The organism is Janthinobacterium sp. PLB04, assembly GCF_021165895.1.
Taxonomy (GTDB): Bacteria; Pseudomonadota; Gammaproteobacteria; order Burkholderiales; family Burkholderiaceae_D; genus Janthinobacterium; species Janthinobacterium lividum.
Genome location: NZ_CP088968.1, coordinates 5175993 through 5191800 on the forward strand (window position 1 = coordinate 5175993; position 15808 = coordinate 5191800).

The 15808-nt window shown below is 64.5% G+C and carries 8 protein-coding genes; 6 read left to right on the plus strand and 2 right to left on the minus strand.

Annotated features, from left to right (window positions below; genetic code table 11):
• Positions 1–25: 25 nt before the first annotated feature.
• Positions 26–496: a cyanophycin metabolism-associated DUF1854 family protein gene (locus tag LSO07_RS22870; RefSeq protein WP_151096644.1), complete on the minus strand. Its 471-nt coding sequence runs from the start codon at positions 494–496 to the stop codon at positions 26–28.
• A gap of 2 nt (positions 497–498) precedes the next feature.
• Entirely contained in the window at positions 499–2769 is a 2271-nt protein-coding gene (locus tag LSO07_RS22875; protein WP_151096645.1) for a cyanophycin metabolism-associated ABC transporter, read from the minus strand.
• A gap of 467 nt (positions 2770–3236) precedes the next feature.
• Here LSO07_RS22875 and LSO07_RS22880 point away from each other — a divergent pair, with 467 nt between their 5' ends.
• From LSO07_RS22880 to LSO07_RS22905, 6 genes are all read left to right on the plus strand, one after another.
• Positions 3237–5414 (plus strand): cyanophycin synthetase, encoded by a 2178-nt coding sequence (locus tag LSO07_RS22880; protein ID WP_151096646.1) that lies wholly within the window; start codon positions 3237–3239, stop codon positions 5412–5414.
• 77 nt (positions 5415–5491) lie between these two features.
• Positions 5492–8062: a cyanophycin synthetase gene (gene cphA / locus LSO07_RS22885; RefSeq protein WP_070281178.1), complete on the plus strand. Its 2571-nt coding sequence runs from the start codon at positions 5492–5494 to the stop codon at positions 8060–8062.
• Between the two features lie 194 nt (positions 8063–8256).
• Positions 8257–11403 carry an EAL domain-containing protein gene (locus LSO07_RS22890; protein WP_225317395.1) on the plus strand — a complete coding sequence of 1049 codons (3147 nt, stop codon included), beginning with the start codon at positions 8257–8259 and terminating at the stop codon, positions 11401–11403.
• 226 nt (positions 11404–11629) lie between these two features.
• Positions 11630–14293, plus strand: coding sequence for a TonB-dependent receptor (locus LSO07_RS22895; protein ID WP_225317396.1), 2664 nt, complete (start codon positions 11630–11632; stop codon positions 14291–14293).
• 296 nt (positions 14294–14589) lie between these two features.
• Positions 14590–14874, plus strand: coding sequence for a hypothetical protein (locus LSO07_RS22900; protein ID WP_070281185.1), 285 nt, complete (start codon positions 14590–14592; stop codon positions 14872–14874).
• 44 nt (positions 14875–14918) lie between these two features.
• Complete coding sequence (locus tag LSO07_RS22905; RefSeq protein WP_151096648.1) at positions 14919–15806, plus strand: MurR/RpiR family transcriptional regulator; 888 nt, start codon at positions 14919–14921, stop codon at positions 15804–15806.
• The last annotated feature ends 2 nt before the right edge of the window (positions 15807–15808 follow it).

The window sequence follows — 15808 nt, forward strand, 5'->3', positions numbered from 1 at the left end:
AGCGGCTTTCGGACAGCTCTGGCGCCTACAGGAAGCGGTCGAGTATCTTGCGCGTGTTCTTGTCGATACCGAACATGTCGCGGATCAAAAAGTGAATGCCGTGGTTATCGGCGATCAGCAGCGAAGTGGCGCCGATGCGGCGGATGTCTTCCTCGCCTTTCAGCACGAATTGCGTCTCGCCCCGGTCCGTATCGACATGCCAGGTGCATGGCGTGGCGAAGCTGCTGACGCTTTTCACGCGCGCGATCTCGGGCATGAATTCGCGCCCTTCCAGCTCTTCCTGCAGCAGGCTGCGCGCCGGTTCCGGCAAGGCGTCGATGCGGTCGATCCACGCCACTTCCTTGCCATTGCCCAGCACCAGCGAAATGCCTTCGTCGGGTGACTGGATGGGGAAGGCGCGCACGGGCGCCACGCCCTCAAAGACCTGGCCGTCCCCGTCCGTCATCACCAGCTTGCCGAAGGTGTCGCGGCTTAATGTAAAAGTTGTACTGGCCATGCTTATTCCTTGTCATCCAGGGCGAGTTCGTTGTTGCGCGCCTGTGCTTCGTAGAGGCGGAAATAGGCGCCCTCTTTCGCCATCAGTTCATCGTGACTGCCCACTTCGACGACCTGGCCGCGGTCCAGCACCACCAGGCGGTCGGCCCGGTGCAGGGTCGACAGCCTGTGCGCGATGGCGATCGTCGTGCGGCCCTGCACCAGGTTGTCCAGCGCCTTCTGGATTTCCTTCTCTGTTTCCGAGTCGACCGACGATGTTGCTTCATCCATGATCAGGATGCGCGGGTCGATCAACAGGGCGCGGGCAATCGAGATGCGCTGGCGTTCGCCGCCGGACAAGCCCTGACCACGCTCGCCCACCATCGAATCGTAGCCTTGCGGCAAGCGCAGGATGAATTCGTGCGCATGCGCGGCGCGCGCGGCGGCGATGATCTCCTGGCGCGTCGCGTGCGGCTTGCCATAGGCGATATTTTCCGCGATGGTGCCGAAGAACAGGAACGGCTCCTGCAGCACCAGGCCGATGTTGCGGCGGTAGTCGGACACGGCGAACGAGCGGATGTCGACGCCATCGAGCAAGATCGCGCCTTCCGACACGTCATAAAAACGGCAAATCAGGTTGACCAGCGTGCTCTTGCCCGAACCGCTGTGTCCCACCAGGCCGATCATCTCGCCCGCCTTGATGTTCAGGGTGATGCCGCGGTTGACGGCCCGGTTGCCATAACGGAAACCGACTTCGCGCAAATCGATGCGTCCTTCGATCTTGTCCAGTTTGACGGGCTGCGCCGGTTCCGGCACGCTCGACACGTGGTCGAGGATGTCGAAGATGCGCTTGGCGGCGGACGCCGATTTCTGCGTCACGGAGACGATGCGGCTCATGGAATCGAGGCGGCCATAGAAACGCGTGCTGTAGGCGATGAAGGCGGTCAGCACGCCGACGGTGATTTCGCCGCGCGACAATTGCCAGATGCCGAAGCACCAGATGACCAGCAAGCCCATCTCCGTCAGGAAGGAAACCGTAGGCGAGAACAGCGACCAAACCTTGTTCAGCTTGTCGTTGACGGCAAGGTTGTGCGCGTTGGCGTCGCGGAAGCGGGCCGCTTCGCGTTTTTCCTGCGCAAACGCCTTCACGACGCGGATGCCGGGGATGGTATCGGCCAGCACGTTGGTCACTTCGCTCCACACGCGGTCGATCTTTTCAAAGCCCGTGCGCAAGCGGTCCCGCACCAGGTGGATCATCCAGGCGATGAAGGGCAGCGGCGCCAGGGTCATGATGGCCAGCCACGGATTCATCGACCACAGGATCACGCCTGTCATGATGATCATCAGCACGTCGGAAGCAAAATCGAGCAAATGCAGCGACAGGAAGACGCAGATGCGGTCGCTGCCGCTGCCGATGCGCGCCATCAGGTCGCCCGTGCGCTTGCCGCCGAAAAATTCCAGCGACAGCTTCATCAGGTGTTCATAGGTGGCCGAGCGCAAGTCGGCGCCCATGCGTTCGGACACCAGGGCCAGCACATAGGTCTTGCCCCAGCCCAGCAGCCAGGCCAGCAGGGCCGAACCGAGCAATCCGCTCATGTAGTACACCACCAGCCAGGGGTCGATATGCTTGCCGTTCTGATACGGGATCAGCACATTGTCCATCAGCGGCGCCGTCAGGTAGGGCGGAATCATGTGCGCGGCCGTACTCAGCAGCATCAGCATGAAGCCCAGGGCCAGCTGGCCACGGTAGGGATGGGCGAAGCGCCACAGGCGGAACAGGGTCCAGGTCGATGGCGGCGTGTGCAGTACCTTGGCGCAGATCGGGCATTCTTCCTGCTCCGGTTCCAAGGGCGCCTTGCAGCTGGGGCACACTTCCTGCTCCGCTTCCAGCACGGGCTGGCCCGTCAGGTGGCTGTCGAGGCGCTCGACGAACTGTTCCAGCACGCGGATCGCATGCAGGTTCTGGCCCAAAGTGAAACGCCACGACGCCAGGCGGCCGTGGTCGTCAAACAGTTCCAGGTGGCCGACACCGGCGTGGTCATGGTGCGTCAGGCGCAGTCCGGGGCGGAAAGACCAGCTTTTCCAGACGGTATCGCCCGGGGAGCGGGCCAGTAAACGCTTCTCTGTGACAACAATTATGCCTTTTGTGAAACGTAATCGCGCATCGAGGTCAACCTCAACGCTACTTAAAACGTTCTCCCCTGGAGAAAGGTTGCTTTCCACTTCCGCCAGCCAGTGTTCCGGCAGCGAAGTGAAGGGAATAGTTGTTGCAGGAACACTCAGTTCAGTTGTCATCGTAAAGCATACTCCGGCTCGAGGCCAAGCCCTTCAGGGCGGGATTTGGGGGATGGGGCAGACGCCCGATCAATGTTTGTGTACTGCGCGATGGCGAGGCAGATGCACCAGTGGCAATTTCCTGTATTGTATCGAATGGATGCCTGCCGGTAAGGAATGATGGCAAAACGGAGCAAAAAAATGAGCGGCCATCGACCAGCGGCAAGTATACAACAGCCCGCTGTTGCGCAAATGCTCCAGCTTAGCCCAGAGTCGGTATCTTTATAACAAGTATGGCAACAATTAGTAACAATTAGAATGACAACACCAGCAGAATACGAGAAGCAAACGCGACAAGAGGCCGCTAAAAGTGGCACACTGCGCATACCCGGGATAAAGAACCAAGCACGAGCCTGAAAAGACTCTGTAGAGCCAACATAAAGTATCTGGCGCCCAGACGCCTGGCTTGTTATCAAGAAACCACTTACATGATCAAGAAGAAGAACATCGAATTTGCCCGCGTCACCCACTTGCGCGGCCCCAACATCTGGACTTACCGCCCGGTGATTGAAGCCTGGGTCGACATCGGCGAACTGGAAGACTATCCATCGAATACCCTGCCCGGCCTGTACGAGCGCCTGGTGGCGTGGCTGCCCGGCATGATCGAGCACCGCTGCGGCGTGGGCGAACGGGGCGGCTTTTTCGAGCGCCTGCGCGAAGGCACGTGGTCGGCCCACATCCTCGAACACGTCGTATTGGAACTGCAAAACCTGGCAGGCATGCGCACGGGCTTCGGCCAGACGCGCTCGACCAGCCAGCGCGGCGTCTACAAGATGGCCTTCCGCACGCGCGAAGAGCACGTGGGCCGCGCAGCCCTGGCCGCCGCGCGCGAACTGCTGATGGCTGCCATCAACGATGAAACCTACGACCTGGAAGCGGCCCTGGCGCCCCTGCGCGACATGGTCGACGCGCGCTGCCTGGGCCCGAGCACGGCCAGCATCGTCGATGCGGCCACCGAACGCGGCATCCCTTCGCTGCGCCTGAACGACGGCAACCTCGTGCAACTGGGCCACGGCGCCGCGCAGCGCCGCATCTGGACGGCCGAAACGGACCGCACCAGCGCGATCGCCGAAGGCATCGCCAGCGACAAGGATCTCACCAAATTCCTGCTCAAATCGTGCGGCGTGCGCGTCCCCGAAGGCAGCCTGGTACGCAGCGCCGAAGCGGCCTGGGAAGAAGCGCAGGACATCGGCGTGCCCGTCGTCGTCAAACCCTATGACGGCAACCATGGCCGCGGCGTGTCCCTGAACCTGATGACGGAAGCGGACGTGAAGGCAGCCTACGAACTGGCAGCGCGCAAGGGCGACAGCTCGGCCGTGCTGGTGGAAAGCTTCATCACGGGCGATGAACACCGTCTGCTCGTGGTCGGCAACAAGCTGATCGCGGCCGCCAAGGGCGAATCCTTGTGGGTCGACGGCGACGGCGTCTCCACCGTGCTGGAACTGGTCAACACGCAGATCAATACCGATCCGCGCCGCGGCGAAGGCGAGGATTTCCCGCTGGGTACCGTCAAGCCGCATGAATCGGGCGAAATCGTGCTGGAACTGCAGCGCCAGGGCATGACCGCCCTGTCCGTGCCGCAGGCGGGCCAGAAAGTGCTGATCCAGCCGAACGGCAACGTGGCCATCGACGTCACGGACGACGTGCATCCCTCCGTCGTGCATGCGGCCCTGCTGGCCGCGCGCGTGGTTGGCCTGGATATCGCCGGCATCGACCTGGTCACCACCGACATCACGCGTCCGCTGGAAGAGCAGCGCGGCGCCATCATCGAAGTCAATGCCAGCCCTGGCCTGCTGGCGCACATCAAGCCGGGCGTGGGCCAGCCCCGCCCTGTCGGCGCGGCCATCGTCGACCATCTGTTCGCGCCTGAGGAAACGGGCCGCATTCCGCTGATCGGCGTGACGGGCACGCGCAGCGCCAGCCTGATCGTGCGCATGCTGTGCAAGCTGCTCAACCTGTCGGGCCTGCACACGGGCGCCGTCTGCAGCGAAGGCATGTATCTGGACCAGCGCAGAGTCGTCAGCAGCGATTGCGTGAACTGGGATGCGGGCCAGCGCCTGCTGCTCAACCGCACCGTGCAGACGGCCCTGTTCGAGAGCAATCCGCGCATGATCCTGGCCGAAGGCCTGGCTTACGACAAGTGCCAGATCGGCGTCGTCACGGACATGGGCAGCCTCGATAGCGTCAAGGATTTCGACGTGCTGGACGAAGCGGGCCTGTACAAGGCCGTGCGCAGCCAGGTCGACGTGGTGGTGCCGACGGGCGTGGCCGTGCTCAATGCCGCCAACGCGCACGTGCTGGAACTGGCCGAGCTGTGCGACGGCACGGTGACCCTGTATGCGCAGGATGGCAGCCTGGCCGCCATCGCGGCGCAACTGGCCGCCGGCCAGCGCGCCGTATTCGTGCGCGGCAACCACATCGTGCTGGCCGAAGGCGGCATCGAAACGGTCTTGCTGTGCCTGGACCTGCTGAAACCGGCCACGGCCGGCAATGTCGACAGCGTGCTGGCCGTCGCGGCGGCCGCCTGGGCCCTGAACCTGCCCGTCGATCTGATTTGCGCCGGACTGCGCACCTTCGACGCGGCCCCCGGCTGCATCGGCAACTGACAGCACAGGCAAAGCAGCACTCAAGCCCGGCCATGAAGGCCGGGCCCACAAGAACACAACAGGATTACGGTTTAATTATGGAAGTATCTCGCGTACGGGCCTTGCGGGGCCCTAACCTCTGGAGCCACGACACCGCCGTGGAAGCCATTGTTTCCTGCACCACGCAGGAACTCGACATCGCCCAGCTGCCCGGCTTCGAAGCCCGCCTGCGCGCGCGCTTTCCGCAACTGAGCCCGCTGCAACCGCTGGGCAATTACAACGCCGCGCCGATGGCGCAAGTGCTGGAACTGGCGGCGCTGGGCCTGCAGGCGCAAGCCGGCTGCCCCGTCACCTTCAGCCGCACTACGCCGACCCTGGAAACGGGCATCTTCCAGGTCGTCGTCGAATACTCGGAAGAAGCCGTCGGCCGCCTGGCGCTGGAACTGGCGCAGCAGCTGTGCCAGGCCGCGCTCGACGATGCGCCGTTCGACCTGGCCGGCGCGCTGCACCAGTTGCAGGAACTCGATGAAGACGTGCGCCTGGGCCCATCGACAGGCGCCATCGTCAACGCCGCCGTGGCCCGCAACATCCCGTTCCGCCGCCTGACCGAAGGCAGCCTGGTGACGTTCGGCTGGGGCAGCAAGCAGCGCAAGATCCAGGCCGCCGAAATGGACGGCACCAGCGCGATTGCCGAAGCCATCGCGCAGGACAAGGAACTGACGAAAAAACTGCTGGATTCTGCCGGCGTGCCGGTGCCGCACGGGCGCGTCGCCGTCGACGCGGACGATGCCTGGGCCGCCGCATGCGAGATCGGCCTGCCTGTCGTCGTCAAGCCGAAGGACGGCAACCAGGGCAAGGGCGTGACCGTCAATGTCACCACGCGCGAACAACTGACGGCCGGCTTCCTCGCGGCGCAGGAATTCCGCGACGATATCCTCGTCGAGCGCTATCTGCCGGGCCACGATTTCCGTTTGCTCGTCATCGGCAACAAGATGGTGGCAGCCGCCCGCCGCGACCCGCCGCAAGTGGTGGGCGACGGCCAGCACACGGTGCGCGAACTGGTCGACCAGGTCAACCTGGATCCGCGCCGCGGCAGCGGCCACGCCACCTCGCTGACGAAAATCCGCTTCGACGACATCGCCCTGGCCAGCCTGGCCAAGCAGGGCTATGTGGCCGAATCCGTGCCGCCCGTGGGCCAGCGCGTGATCTTGCGCAATAACGCCAACCTGTCGACGGGCGGCTCGGCCACCGACGTCACCGTCGACGTGCACCCGGAAGTGGCGGCGCGCGCCGTCGCGGCCGCGCACATGGTGGGCCTGGACATCTGCGGCGTGGACGTCGTCTCCGAAAGCATCTTGAAACCGCTGGAAGAGCAGAACGCCGGCATCGTGGAAGTGAACGCCGCGCCGGGCCTGCGCATGCACCTGGCGCCGTCGTTCGGCAAGCCGCGTCCCGTGGGCGAAGCCATCATCGCCGCCATGTTCGCCGAAGGCGACGATGGCCGCATCCCCGTCGTCGCCGTCACGGGCACCAACGGCAAGACCACCACCGTGCGCCTGATCGCCCACCTGCTGACGGCTTCCGGCCTGCGCACGGGCATGACCAACACGGATGGCGTGTATATCGAAGGACGCCAGATCGACAGCGGCGACTGCAGCGGCCCGCGCAGCGCGCGCAACGTGCTGCTGCACCCGGACGTGGACGCGGCCGTGTTCGAAACGGCGCGCGGCGGCATGCTGCGCGAAGGCCTGGCCTTCGACCGCTGCCAGGTCGCCGTGGTGACCAACATCGGCGCCGGCGACCACCTGGGCCTGAACTACATCACCACCGTGGAAGACCTGGCGGTCCTGAAGCGCGTGATCGTGCAGAACGTGGCCGACAGCGGCGTGGCAGTCTTGAACGCCACCGACCCCGCCGTGGCGCGCATGGCCAAGAATTGCAGCGGCACGGTGACCTTCTTCGCCGCCGACAAGACGCATCCCGTGATGGCCACGCACCGCGCACAGGGCAACCGCGTGGTGTACGTGGAAGACGGCAAGCTGGTCGCGGCGCAGGGCAAGGAACGCCACGAAATCGCCCTGTCGCAGGTGCCGATCACGCGCAACGGCGCCATCGGCTTCCAGGTCGACAACGTCATGGCGTCGCTGGCCGCCGCCTGGGCCGTAGGCCTGGACTGGAAAACCATCGCGCTGGGCCTGAAAACCTTTGCCAATGAAGCCGACAATGCGCCGGGCCGCTTCAACGTCTTCGATTATCGTGGAGCCACGCTGATCGCCGACTACGGCCACAATCCGGACGCCATCCTGGCGCTGGTGCAAGCCGTGGAAAGCATGCCGGCCAAGCGCCGCTCGGTGGTCATCAGCGGCGCCGGCGACCGCCGCGACGAAGACATCCGCCAGCAGACGGAAATCCTCGGCGCCGCCTTCGACGATGTGCTGCTGTACCAGGATCAATGCCAGCGCGGCCGCGCAGACGGCGAAGTCGTGGCGCTGCTGCGCCAGGGTTTGGACGGCGCCAAGCGCACCAGCCATATCGATGAAATCAACGGCGAATTCGTCGCCATCGACAAGGCCCTGGCGCGCTTGAACGAAGGCGATCTGTGCCTGATCCTGATCGACCAGGTGGAAGAAGCGCTGGCGCACATCGCCAAGCGCGTCGCCGAAGCATAAGCGCAGTATCATCGCGCACAAGGGCGGCCTGCGGGCCGCCCTTTTTTATGCGCGCGCGCCGCCTCCCTGCCCGCACCCGCATGGTGCAAAAGCCCCCTTGCAAGCTTGTAAATTCAGGCATGGAAATTGCTCATAAGAAAACATAAATGGGCTGACAAGAAGGTGGGGCACGCATGGTGGGCAGAATCTCGCGCATGATCGGGAAATTGACGGTGGGGCGCAAACTGGCGCTGATCTATTTGCTCGACCTGTCCGCCGTCATCTTCATTTCCGGCATCCTCATCAACGAAAAATACATCGCCATCGATTTCTCGCGCAAGGAGATGGCGGGCAACGACTATATCGCCGCGATCCGCGATGCGCTGCTGCCCCTGGCACGCGCGCAAGCCGATGCAGCCGGATCGGCAGCTGGCATCGAACTGGCCGAGCGCCAGTTCGGCAGCGATATGCGCAGCGCGGAATTGAGCAGGGAATTTTCCACCCTGCTGCGCCAGTCCGGCAGTACGACCTTTGCGCCGGACGACGGCATCGCGCCCTCGCCCGCCTTCGTTGCCGGACGCGCACTGCTCACGCGCGTAGGCAACCAGTCGAACCTGATCCTCGACCCGGACCTGGACAGCTACTACACCATGTCGCTGGTGATCCTGCGCTTTCCGGAACTGCTGGAAGTGATCAACAGCACGCGCGCCCTGGCCCTGCAACTGGCGACGGCCGAAGGCGCGCAGCGCCAGCGCCTGCAAACCCAGTTCCTGATCCTGGAAGGGCGCATGGACGCCACCATGGGCGGCATCGGCAGCGACTACACGGAGGCGTTCGCGGCCAGCACGCCGCTGCTGCGCCAGCACCTGGACGGCTCGCGCGCGGCACTGCAGCAAGCCGTGGCGCAGTTTCGCGCCAGCACCCAGGCGCTGGCCGGCGCGCCTGTCCGTGCCGCTGGCGGCGCCGCGCTGCTGCGCCACGATGCAGCCGCCTCTGCGGCCCTGCTGCATGCCTGGCGCGAAGCGGAAGGCGAACTGCACCGCCTGATCCAGCTGCGCGTGGACGGCTTCTTTACGCGCATGTGGCTGCACCTGGGCACGGCCGTGCTGCTGCTGGTAATGATATTGGGCCTGGTGTTTTTCGTCGCGCGCCAGATCGCCCTGCCCATCCGCCGCCTGGCGCGCGTGGCGCAGGAAGTGCGCGAAACGGGCGACCATAGCCTGCGCGCCGTGTGGGACAGCGAAGACGAAACGGGGCGCCTGGTCAGCGCCTTCAATACCATGCTGCAGCAGCTCGATTTCCAGCGCATGGCGCAGCAGGAACTGGTGGCCAGCGCCAGCGCGGCCGATGCGCAGCGCCAGCTGGTCGACGCCATTCCCATCCCGCTGATGGTCACCTCGATCCCCCATCACCAGGTGCTGCACGCGAACCAGGCCGCGCACGCGTGGCAGGGCGGCCTGGAACTGGACCCGTGGGTGGGCGGCATGAGTCCGCAAGCCCGTTCGCGCTTCTTCCAGCGCTTGAGCGACCTGGGCGCCGTCGATGAATTCGAAGTGTGCTGGAGCGGCAGCGGCACGCCAACGTGGGCCCTGATTTCCGCGCGCCTGATCGACTACCAGGGCCAGCGCGCCGTGCTGTCGACCTTCACGCCGATCAACAAGATGAAGCTGATGGAGTCGCGCCTGGAACTGTGGGCCAAGGTCTTCGAGGCGTCCGCCGAAAGCCTGATCGTGATGGACGCCGGCATGCGCATCATCACCGTCAACCAGGCCTTCCGCCGCCATTCGCTGTACGACATGGTGGAGCTGATCGGCAAGCGCCCGGCCTTTTTGCTCGCACCCGACAACAGTCCCGAGCAGCTCGACAGCCTGCGCCGGACCCTGGCGCGGCGCGGCTACTGGCAGGGCGAGATCCGGGTGCAGCGCAAGTCGCTGGAAAGCTATCCCGCCTGGCTGGTGATGAACGCCGTGCGCGACCTCGATGGCGTCACCACGCATTTCATCGCCAGTTCGCTCGATATCAGCGAACGCAAGGCCAGCGAGCGGCAGATCGAGCACATGGCCCACCACGACGCGCTGACAGGACTGGCGAACCGCCACGTGTCGAAACTGCGCCTGGCGGCAGCCATCGCGCAGGCGCGCCGCAGCGGCGAAAAGGTGGGCGTGCTGTTCGTCGACCTGGACCGCTTCAAGCACGTCAACGACGCGCTGGGCCACCACGTGGGCGACGCGCTGCTGCAATCGGTGTCGGCGCGCCTGCTGCAGCTGGTGCGCGAAGGCGATACCGTCAGCCGCCTGGGCGGCGATGAATTCGTCGTCATCCTCAATGGCATCGGCGACGCCGCATCCATCGCCGCCCTGCTTGACACGCGGCTGATACCGGCCATGCGCCAGCCGCACCAGGTGGAAGGCAACGAGCTGTATGTCTCGTGCAGCGTGGGCGTGGCCATCTATCCGGACCACGGCGGCGACATGGATACCCTGATGCGCCACGCCGATGCGGCCATGTACCAGGCCAAGAGCGGCGGACGCGATCACGCGCGCATGTTCACGCCGCAGATGCAGGAGCAGCAGTTGCAGCAGTTGCACCTGGAAAGCGATCTGCGTCACGCCATCGAACGGCAGGAACTGGTGCTGTACTACCAGCCGCGCATCGATGCGAAAAGCAGCCGCCTGAATGGCGTGGAAAGCCTGATCCGCTGGCAGCATCCGCAGCACGGCCTGATCGCGCCCGACAGCTTCATCCCCGCCGCCGAGGAATCGGGCCTGATCGTCTCCATCGGCGCGTGGGTCATCCGCGAGGCGTGCCGCCAGCAAGTGGCCTGGCGCGAAGCGGGCGCGGGCGACATCGCCGTGTCGATCAACCTGTCGGCCATCCAGTTGAAGAGCGGCGGCCTGGTGGCCACCTTGCGCGAAGTGCTGCGCGAATTTCCCGTCACGCCGGGACAGATCGAATTCGAGCTGACCGAGTCCATCCTGATGGACAACGTGGACGACACCATCGCCACCCTGCACGCCATCAAGGCACTGGGGTTTGCGCTGTCGATCGACGATTTCGGCACCGGCTATTCGAGCCTGAACTATCTGTGCCGCTTCCCGCTCGACAAGCTGAAAATCGACATGAGCTTCGTGCAGGACATCCACGGTTCGCCGCAGAATCTGGCGGTGACGAAAACCATCATCGGCCTTGGCCATACCCTGGGTCTGACGGTCACCGCCGAAGGCGTGGAAAGCGCGGCCGATGCCGACGTGCTGCGTCATGCCGGCTGCGATGAATTGCAAGGGTATTACTTTGCCCGCCCCATGCCGCAGGCGCACTTCATGGCCTGGCTGGCGCAAACCACCGCGTCCTGCGCCGCCTGACACTTCCTGTGGAGCGCCCGCAACGCGCAGGCGCCAGGTTCGACAACGCACGGCGGCCGCCAGGGCGCATGAATGCAGCAGGGATACCGGAATTGGTATTGACATCGAAAAAGAAGTCATTTGTGGGGCAAAGTCATTCCCACCTACCATGTTTCTGAGCAAGTTCCAGCTCTGGCGGCGACTGCCGCAGCGTTCTCAACATAACTAAAATACAGGTGGAGACAAGATGAAGCAATTGATGGCAACGGGCACCCGCACGTCCCGACAAAACACACGGTTGACCTTGAAGGCCACGGTGGCCGCCCTGGCCGGCGCAGGCCTGCTGAGCAGCGCTTCCGTCTGGGCGCAACAGGTGCCCGCCGTGGACACGCCAGTGGAAGAAACGGCACCGGCAGCAGCACCGGCGGCCGACAATGCCGGCATCGCCGTCGTCGCCGTCACCGGTGTGCGTCGCGCGGCGCAAAGCGCACAGACGATCAAGAAAAACAACGACCAGGTGGTCGATTCCATCGTCGCCGATGAAATCGGCAAATTCCCCGACAAGAACGTGGCCGAAATCCTCGGCCGCGTGACGGGCGTGCAGATCCGCCGCGAAGGCGGCGAAGCGGGTACCGTCATCATCCGCGGCTTGCCCGGCGTGGTGACCTTGCTCAACGGCCGCGAAATGTTCACCTCCGTGGGCCGCAGCCTGTACCTGGCCGACATCCCGACGGCCATGCTGCAGCGCGTGGACGTGTACAAATCGCAGGGCGCCGACATGGTCGAAGGCGGCACGGCCGGCGTGATCGACGTGCGCACCAACCGCCCCTTCGACTTCAAGGGCTTTACGGCATCGGGCAACGTGCGCGCCGAGCACCGCGACAAATCCGGCTCGACGGACCCGAACGTCAGCGGCATGGTCTCGAACCGCTGGAAGACCCCATACGGCGAGTTCGGCGCACTGCTCGGCCTGTCCTACCAGCGCGGCAAATACTATGACGAGACGATCTGGAATGCCGAACCCGTCAAGCGCCCCGAAGCGGGCAATATTACGGGTCCCGATTCCGTCGGCATGATCCCGACCGTGGGCGACCGCAAGCGCTATGCGGCGAATGCCGCCTTCCAGTGGCGCCCGAACTCGCAGGTGGAAGTGTATGCGGAAGGCATGTCGACCCTGATCAAGCACGCGTTCGACAGCCAGTTCTTCGTCGGTTCCCTGCCTTGGGGCCAGAACCCGGACATCACGCTGATCCCCGGCACCAATCAGGCGGCCACGGTGGGCAAGATCGACGGCCCATGGTCGCCGTTCACGCTGGGCTCGACCCAGGCGCGGCGCGACCGCTCGATCGGTTCGCAAGGCGCCATCGGCGCGCGCTGGGATATCACGCCGCAGCTGCGCGCCACCACGGAACTGGCGCGCACGGTCAGCAACTTCGAGCGCGAATTTCCCATCCTCGACTTCCTCGCCCATCCGACCAGCGTGATCGGCAGCACCAACGTCAACGGCGGCGCGCAGATCAGCTACCCCGGCTACAACATGACGGATCCGAAGAACTACACCCTGCTCGGCTTCTACGACAATCACAGCCACGATGAAGGCAGCTCGACCGACTGGCGCGGCGACGTGACCTACGACATGGACAGCACGGGCTTCTTCCGCGAATTCTCGGGCGGCGTGCGCCTGGCCAAGCGCAAGGCGGAATCCATACGCGAAAAGAACGTGCAAGGCGGACTGACGTCGGTCATGACTGCCGACGCCCTGCCCGGCCTGGCCTGCACTTCGCACAAGAACACGGGCAATTTCGGCCTGCAAAGCTGGCTCACGCCATGCCGCGACTTCATGCTCAACAACACGGATACCTTGCGCCAGCTGTTTACGGGCAGCAGCGAGCGCAGCCCGGACGATCCGATGACCCACTTCAAGGATGTGGAAAAAACCAATGCCGTCTACGGCAAGGCGCGCATCGGCTTTGACCTGGCGCAAGTACCGGTCGATGGCACCCTGGGCGTGCGCGTGGTGCAGACCAAGCAGGACTTGCAAGGCAATTCCTCGCAAAACGGCATCATCACGCCCGTACGCGTGAAGACTTCGGATACGGACGTGCTGCCCAGCATGACCCTGAAAGCCATGCTGCGCCAGGACCTGATCGCCCGCATGACGGCAGGCAAGGCCGTGCAGCGCCCGAACTTCGCCGACTTCAACCCCGGCGTGACTCTGGGCCAGAGCCTGGAGATGGTGCGCCCGACGGGCAACGGCGGCAATCCCGACCTCAAACCCGTGGAAGGCAAGAACCTCGACGTGGCGCTGGAATGGTATTTCGCGCAAACGGGTTCCGTCACGGCCACCGTGTTCCGCCACAACTTCAAGAATTACATCCTGTCCGGTTCGGCCAAGGAAACGTATGGCGGCATCGAGTACGACATCACGCGTCCGCGCAACACCTCGAAGGGCCATCTGCAAGGCGTGGAAATGGCTTACCAGCAATTCTACGACAAACTGCCAGGCTGGATGAGCGGCCTCGGCCTGCAAGCGAACGCCACGTACATGACGGGCGAGCTGGAAGAATTGAATGGCAGCGTGCATCCGTTCACGGGCATGTCGAAATGGTCGGCCAATATCGTCGGCCTGTACGAACAGGGACCGTGGTCGGCGCGCCTGGCCTACAGCTGGCGCGACAAGTACGTCGACGACTACAACTACCGCGGCAAGGGCATCCACCTGACCGTCGCGCCAACCAAGACCCTGGACGCGTCGGTCTCGTACAAGCTCAACCCGAACACCACGGTGACTTTGGACGCGAACAACCTGCTCGACTCGACCTACCGCGACTACCACGACACGCCGGACTATGTGCGCGATGTGCGGCGCTACGACAAGGTCGTCGGATTGTCGGTCCGCTGGAGCTACTAAAAACGCCCAGGGCGTTGTTGCCGCGCCTAGCCCTGGACGTTTTTAGGACCGGCAGCAACACCTGACCAAACCGGCCGCGCGGCGCGCTTTGCGGCCGGCGATGGTTTTGTCAGGCGTCGAAACGTCATTGCAATACATATTCTTTCTTCCTTGCGAGGGTTTCAGCGCCAGCCGGCAACGGTTGGCGTTTTTTTGCTTTGCGGAATCTATCCGACAGTGGAATTGATTTAACGCAAAATGGCGCCGCCGGGGGCTTTTATGCTGGCAGCTTGACTAGCGAACCCGGCGGGGACAGCATGCGCAATGCACGGCACGTCGACACACAGTTATTTCAACCCGACATCCCGGTGCGGCTCGACATGCGCACGGCGGCGCTGGTCGAGCATGCGCTGGCCTTGCAGGAAATGGCCGGCACGGGCGCCGCCGCCCTGTTTTTGCACTGCCACGACGTGCCGCTGCCCACCGCCCTGCGCGTGCTGACGACGGGACCGCGCCGCAAACCGGCCGGGCCGCACCTGTTTGCACGCCTGCGCCCGCGCACGGCCGCACTGGCGCAAGGCTTGCCGCTACCGGCGCGCTGACGAATCCTGTACCATCGCCGCAACCGATCACATGAGGCACGGCGATGCAGGCAGCGACACCCCACGACTCCTATGCGGCACTGATGGACCTGATCAAGGCGCGCCATGCGGAACTGAGCCCGCAATTCCAGGCCGGCGCCCGCTACCTGGCCGACCATCCGGACGAAGTGGCCGTCTCATCGATGCGCAGCATCGCCGCGCGCGCGCAGGTGCAGTCGGCCGCCCTCGTGCGCCTGGCGCAACAGCTGGGCTTTGCCGGCTGGCCGGAACTGAAAGCCATCTTCGTCGAGCGCCTGCGCACCGCACCGGCCGGCTATGCGGCAAAGGCAGACGCGCTGGCCGGCAAGGACGGGAACCTGGTCACCGAAGTGTTCACGGTGCAGCAGCGCAACCTGGCCGCCACGGAAAGTGCCAACCACGCCGCCCTGGACGCGGCCGCCAACCTGCTGCAGGCGGCGCCCCGCGTGCATGTGGCCGGCTTTCGCGCCGCCCACCCCATCGCCTACACCCTGCACTACCTGTACCGCTTGCTGCGCCCCAGCGTGCAGCTGCTGAGCGGCCAGGGCGGCACCCTGGAAATGGACTTGCGCGCCCTGCAGGCAAACGAAGCCGTCGTCGTCGTCAGCTTCGCGCCCTATTCCAGCGAAGCGCTGCTGGTGGCGCAGACCGCGCGCCGGGCTGGTTGCCAGCTGGTCGCCATCAGCGACAGCCCCATGTCGCCGCTGGCCCTGCAAGCCGATGCCAGCATCGTCATCGCCGTCGACAGCCCCTCGTTCTTTCCCTCCATCGTGGCCGGCGTCGCGGCCGTCGAAAGCCTAGTGGAACTGCTGGTGGCGCGCGCGGGGCCCGATGCCGTCACCGCCATCGGCGCGGCGGAAAGCCAGCTGCGGGCGCTGGGCGCCTACGCAAAAACATCAAATGGTGTAAACTAAAA

Coding starts and splice junctions, on each gene's coding strand:
- LSO07_RS22895 (WP_225317396.1), top strand. CDS start 11,630: ATGAAGCAATTGATGGCAACGGGCACCCGCACGTCCCGACAAAACACA.
- LSO07_RS22890 (WP_225317395.1), top strand. CDS start 8,257: ATGATCGGGAAATTGACGGTGGGGCGCAAACTGGCGCTGATCTATTTG.
- LSO07_RS22900 (WP_070281185.1), top strand. CDS start 14,590: ATGCGCAATGCACGGCACGTCGACACACAGTTATTTCAACCCGACATC.
- cphA (WP_070281178.1), top strand. CDS start 5,492: ATGGAAGTATCTCGCGTACGGGCCTTGCGGGGCCCTAACCTCTGGAGC.
- LSO07_RS22880 (WP_151096646.1), top strand. CDS start 3,237: ATGATCAAGAAGAAGAACATCGAATTTGCCCGCGTCACCCACTTGCGC.
- LSO07_RS22905 (WP_151096648.1), top strand. CDS start 14,919: ATGCAGGCAGCGACACCCCACGACTCCTATGCGGCACTGATGGACCTG.
- LSO07_RS22870 (WP_151096644.1), bottom strand. CDS start 496: ATGGCCAGTACAACTTTTACATTAAGCCGCGACACCTTCGGCAAGCTG.
- LSO07_RS22875 (WP_151096645.1), bottom strand. CDS start 2,769: ATGACAACTGAACTGAGTGTTCCTGCAACAACTATTCCCTTCACTTCG.